Source organism: Streptococcus sp. SS-4456 (genome assembly GCF_036680365.1).
Lineage (GTDB): Bacteria > Bacillota > Bacilli > Lactobacillales > Streptococcaceae > Streptococcus.
This window is the reverse complement of the sequence record NZ_JAVIHI010000066.1, coordinates 1-4,876: the sequence shown is the minus strand read 5'-3', so window position 1 is coordinate 4,876 and position 4,876 is coordinate 1. Positions and strand designations below refer to the sequence as shown.

Sequence of the window (4,876 nt, the reverse complement as noted above, 5' to 3'; positions counted from 1 at the left end):
TGGGGTGGTTTCAGCATTAAAACAGCCATTTTTCTCTAAAAACAGTAAAAAAGACAAACACCAAAACGATGTTTGTCTGCAATCTGAAACTACTGAGGTGTAGTCTCTCGTTCTATTAATTCTGCTCGGCAAAAATGAGCCAAGTGGGTTAATGGTTTTCCGTCCAGCATATCCATCAATCGCTTTACACTAATCGCCCCCATTTTTTGAATCGGTTGCTTCATGGTCGTCAGCCTCGGATTTGAAATTCTGTCAATAAAAAATCCATCGAATCCAATAACACCAACTTCCTGTGGAATGGATTTTCCAATAGCTTGTAGCCCTCTTGTAATTCCTAGTGCTAGGCGATCCGAAGCACAGACAAAACAGGTCTTATCTGGTAAATCGTTTAAATTTCTGATAAATTCTTCTGCGACATGAGAATGATTTGCTAATCGATACAGGCGGCTCTCTCGACCTTCCATAGCCTTTCTATAGCCTGCTTCCCGCCTTTCTTCAAAAGGCTCTTCCAAATCAATGCCCACAAAGAAAACCTGTTCATACCCTTTAGAAAGGGCGAATTCCGTTGCTACCTGAGTGGCTTCCATGTTATCTGAATCAACAAATGCTAAACCTTCGCTATTCTCTCCGAATAATATAAGCGGCTTTCCTAAACTTTTCAACCATGAATAATCTGACTTTCTGGCACCTGTCACAATGTAGCCATCACACTGATCCGTCACCATCTTCGGATCTGTTACTAGTTGCAAGGTATAATTGCGATGATTCAATTCTGCTGCTATGCCCTGCAATAAATCAATGTAATATGGTTCAACAACATCCATTTTTTCAAGGATAACTACCTGCACAATCAAGGTGCGTTGCTGAGCCAAGGCCTTGGCTACAACATTTGGCTTATAATGTAGCTCCTCCATCGCAGCTGTGACCAAAGTGCGTAACTCCGACGTCACTTGTTCAGGATGGTTGAGTACACGCGAAACTGTCATCTTCGATACATTGGCTAGCCTAGCCACATCCGCTAAAGTTGCCATAAGCCCTCCTTATTTTGTGCAAACGTTTTCCTTGTTCTATTATATCGAATTTATCTAAAAAAATCAAAAACGTTTTGATAGTTATAACATATATTTCCTTAGGGAACTTAAAAACACCAGCAAAGCTAGTGTTTTCATTCTATATATCTTCTTTCTGGATGCGAGCCAAGAATTGCTTGGTTCGTTCTTCTTTTGGATGGTCAAAAATGTCTTCTGGTCGGCCTTCTTCAATAATCCGCCCCCCATCCATAAAAATAACCCGATCGGCCACTGCACGCGCAAAGCCCATTTCATGCGTTACTACTACCATGGTCATGCCTTCCTTAGCCAGTTGCATCATGACAGTCAGAACCTCTCCGATTAACTCAGGATCAAGAGCAGAGGTAGGTTCATCAAAGTAAATAACCTCTGGATTGGTAGCAATGGCTCTAGCAATGCCAACCCGTTGCTGTTGACCTCCTGAAAGCTGGCTTGGGTAAAATTCATATTTGTCCGACAAACCAACCTTATCCAAGGCTGTCTTACCAATTGTTTCAGCCTCCTGCTTAGCTACTTTTCGAGCCACAATCAGACCTTCCGTCACGTTTTGCAGGGCAGTCTTGTTGGCAAAGAGATTGTAGTTTTGAAAAACAAAGGCTGTTCGTTTGCGAATGGCAGCAATTTCTTTATGGCTAATCTTAGCCAAGTCATAGCTGTCCTCACCGAAAACCAAGTGACCCGCGTCAGCTTTTTCCAAAAAGTTCAAGGAACGAAGTAGGGTCGTTTTACCTGAGCCAGATGGACCCAAGATGACAACTACCTCTCCAGGATTGACCTGAACATCAATCCCCTTTAAAACCTGCTGACCATGGAAGGCCAGCTCTATTCCACTTGCTTGAATCATCTGAACCTCCTAATAAACTGCCAGCTTCTTCTCACCAAAGGCTTGCAGTTTGGTCAAAATAGTTGAAAAGAGTAGGTAGATAAGAGCAACTTCACAGTAAAGAATAAATGGCTCGTAGGTTCTAGCCGCAATCTGCTGGGTTGCCATGAACATCTCTAAGACCGTAATGTTGGCTGCCAGAGAGGTGTCCTTGACCAAACCAATCAAAGTATTGGACAAGGGAGGAAAAGCCACTCGAAAGGCCTGGGGAAGAATAATACGGCGCATGGTCTGGGCAAAACTCATCCCGACAGAATAGCCAGCCTCCAACTGCCCCTTAGGCACGGACTCGATAGAAGCCCGAATGGTTTCCGCAGCATAGGCACCTGTGTTAATAGAAAACACCAAGACTGCCGATGGAAAGGCATCGATGACTAGGCCCAAACTTGGTAGACCATAAAAAATGACATAGAGCTGGACCAAGAGAGGGGTTCCACGGATAATCCAGATGTAAAAACGAGCCAGTTGTTTGAGTACTGGAAGATTGGCCACCTGTACCAAGGCGGTTCCAATTGCCAACAATAAGCCAAAGGCAAAAGACAGGATTGTCAGTGGAATGGTCACCAACAATCCTGGAACAAGTATCTGCGAAAATGAGTCAATCACTAATTGCCATACTCTATCTGTCATAGTTTCTCCTGCTTACTTGGCTTTTGATACATCTTCGCCAAAGTATTTGTTTGAAATTTCAGCTAGTTTGCCTTCGCTTGCCAATTCAGCCAAGGCCGCATCGATTTCTTTTACCAGATCTTCATTTCCTTTAACCACAGGGAAGGCTGTTGTGGAAACATCGTCTGTCAAGGTCACAAGTTTAATCGGTGCATCTGCATGTTGCTTGAGGTAATCCAAATATACCAAGTTGTCATTGATGGTCACATCCACACGGTTTGTATTCAACAATTCAACTGCCTGTGAAAATCCATCTACACCGACAACTTCTGCACCGTTTTCACGCGCCAAATCTGCCCAGTTACTAGTCAAGCTGTTGGCTGATTTTTTGCCCGTCAAGTCAGCAAAACCTGTAATCCCTGCATTATCCTTATGAGCTACCAAGGCTCCATAAATGTAGGTATATGGTGTTGAGAAATCGTATTTCTCTTTTCGCTCGTCTGTCACACCGACCTGGTTGGCAATAGTATCAAAACGTGCCGCGTCCAAACCTGCAATCATGGAATCCCACTTGGTTTCAACAAACTCGACCTTAACGCCCAATTTCTCAGCAACTGCTTCAGCCACCTCTACATCGTAACCGACCAATTTTCCGCTCTCGTCATGGTAGGAGTAAGGAGCATAGGCACCTTCAGTACCGATTTGAATAACTCCTTCTTCCTTGATTTGTGCCAAGAGAGTTTGATCCGTGCTGCTTGATGAGCTAGTTGATGTTGAAGAACTGCAGGCTGCTAAAGTAAAAGCTGCTAGGGCTGTTGTTGCAAATAAAGCTAATTTTTTCATGAATTGTACACTCTTTCTTTTTCAGATTGTACTATCATATCACGAAAGAATCTTATGAGCCAATATATAATTTCTATCAAGGGTATAAAAAATTTAAAACGAAAGCATGGTTGTGAAAAAGGCCTATTTCTAGACCTTTGCATTTTTCAGTTTGTCCTGCCAACTTATTCGTCCAAGCATTCCTCGGAGCGAAATAAGGCCTATCCCTAGACACCAGCTGGAGGGTAAATATAGCTTACAGTTCCTTCGCTAGTGGTTGTTGGATCAAAGTAGCCACGTACATTACTTGGGTAGTAAGCTCCTCCATAGTTTGATTCCATTACTTGAATTGTTCCATCAGTTGCTACATCCGTAACGTAGGCAACGTGACCATAGCCACCGTCTGTCCAGACAGCGATTGCGCCAACTTTAGGAGTTGTTCCTACTTCATAACCAAGAGCTGCCGCACTGGCTGCCCAGTCACCACCATTTCCCCAATAGTTGCCAACCCAAGGCGCCATTTCTTTTGCCCCCCAGGTACATTGACCTGCTGGATAGGTATTAGCCGTGTATTCGACAGCAACCTCTGATACCATATTCGTAGCAAGGGCTGCTTGGGCTGCAGCTTCCGCAGCGGCCTTTTCTGCCGCAGCCTTTTCAGCTGCAGCTTTAGCCTTTGCTTCTTTTTTCAACTGCTCTTCCTGCTCAAGCTGAAGCGTTAGGACTGATAGACTGGGACTATCTGTCAATTCTGTGTCCGCCATAACAGATTCTTGTCCTAGAGCCAAGATTCCTCCCAAGATCGCCGTAGCAAGGGCAACTTTCATTGTTTTGTGAAGTTTGTGTTTATTCATACCTATTCAAATCCTTTCAAATTTCTTCTGTATCTATCCTAATCAACTTATCTTGCACGAGACTTAAAGAAATGTAACAAGTATGACAGCCGTTTTACAGGTGGTTAACATTTAGCTCGCAGCATGCTATAATAGAAAAAAGTCAGGAGGAAAGTATGAAAAATATTGTGTTAATTCACGGAACCTGGTGTGACGGTTCGGTATGGGGAGATTTCGCTAGTAAGCTAGAAAAAATGGGCATGCGGGTTCATACACCTAGCCTACGCTACCACAACTTGCCCTATGATGAGGTTATGGAAAAGGTCGGTGCGGTTAGTCTGACAGACTATGCCGATGACTTGGTAACCTTGGTTGAAAGTTTGGAAGAGCCACCTTTACTCTTGGGGCATTCTCTGGGCTGTTTACTCGCTCAAATGGTCGCTGAACGCACACAGGTGGCTGGCATGATTCTCATGGGCCCTGCTCCGACAGCAGATATCTTCGCTTTCTACCCTACCATGATTCGTTGCTTCATCCGCCATTTCTTACGCTGGGGATTTTGGAAAAAGTGTACTGACCCCAAAAAGTTAGACAAAAAATATTATTGAAAGGATTTAGTTCTGTACTGAACAGGACTAAGTCCTTTTAGTTTTTCTTTA

7 protein-coding genes are annotated in these 4,876 nt (G+C 43.7%); 1 reads left to right on the top strand and 6 read right to left on the bottom strand.

Going from position 1 to position 4,876, the window contains the following annotated elements; all coding sequences use genetic code 11:
* Window positions 1-89: 89 nt before the first annotated feature.
* The 5 genes from RFK25_RS11205 to RFK25_RS11185 all read right to left on the bottom strand — a co-directional run bounded on the left by RFK25_RS11205 (window position 90) and on the right by RFK25_RS11185 (window position 4,238).
* Entirely contained in the window at window positions 90-1,031 is a 942-nt protein-coding gene (locus RFK25_RS11205; protein ID WP_332413510.1) for a LacI family DNA-binding transcriptional regulator, read from the bottom strand.
* Between the two features lie 139 nt (window positions 1,032-1,170).
* Entirely contained in the window at window positions 1,171-1,914 is a 744-nt protein-coding gene (locus RFK25_RS11200) for an amino acid ABC transporter ATP-binding protein (protein WP_332413509.1), read from the bottom strand.
* 9 nt (window positions 1,915-1,923) lie between these two features.
* Window positions 1,924-2,583 (bottom strand): amino acid ABC transporter permease, encoded by a 660-nt coding sequence (locus RFK25_RS11195; protein WP_105118624.1) that lies wholly within the window; start codon window positions 2,581-2,583, stop codon window positions 1,924-1,926.
* A 12-nt stretch (window positions 2,584-2,595) separates the two neighbouring features.
* Window positions 2,596-3,405: an amino acid ABC transporter substrate-binding protein gene (locus tag RFK25_RS11190; protein WP_332413508.1), complete on the bottom strand. Its 810-nt coding sequence runs from the start codon at window positions 3,403-3,405 to the stop codon at window positions 2,596-2,598.
* A 206-nt stretch (window positions 3,406-3,611) separates the two neighbouring features.
* Complete coding sequence (locus RFK25_RS11185; RefSeq protein WP_332413507.1) at window positions 3,612-4,238, bottom strand: CHAP domain-containing protein; 627 nt, start codon at window positions 4,236-4,238, stop codon at window positions 3,612-3,614.
* A 155-nt stretch (window positions 4,239-4,393) separates the two neighbouring features.
* Between RFK25_RS11185 and RFK25_RS11180 the strand changes: the two genes are divergently transcribed.
* On the top strand, window positions 4,394-4,825 hold the full coding sequence (locus RFK25_RS11180; protein ID WP_332413506.1) for an alpha/beta hydrolase: 432 nt from the start codon (window positions 4,394-4,396) through the stop codon (window positions 4,823-4,825).
* Here the strand turns inward: RFK25_RS11180 and RFK25_RS11795 are convergent.
* A partial coding sequence (locus RFK25_RS11795; protein WP_443035555.1) for an IS3 family transposase occupies window positions 4,819-4,876 on the bottom strand: 58 nt, incomplete at its 5' end. The two genes, RFK25_RS11180 and RFK25_RS11795, sit on opposite strands and share 7 nt — an antisense overlap.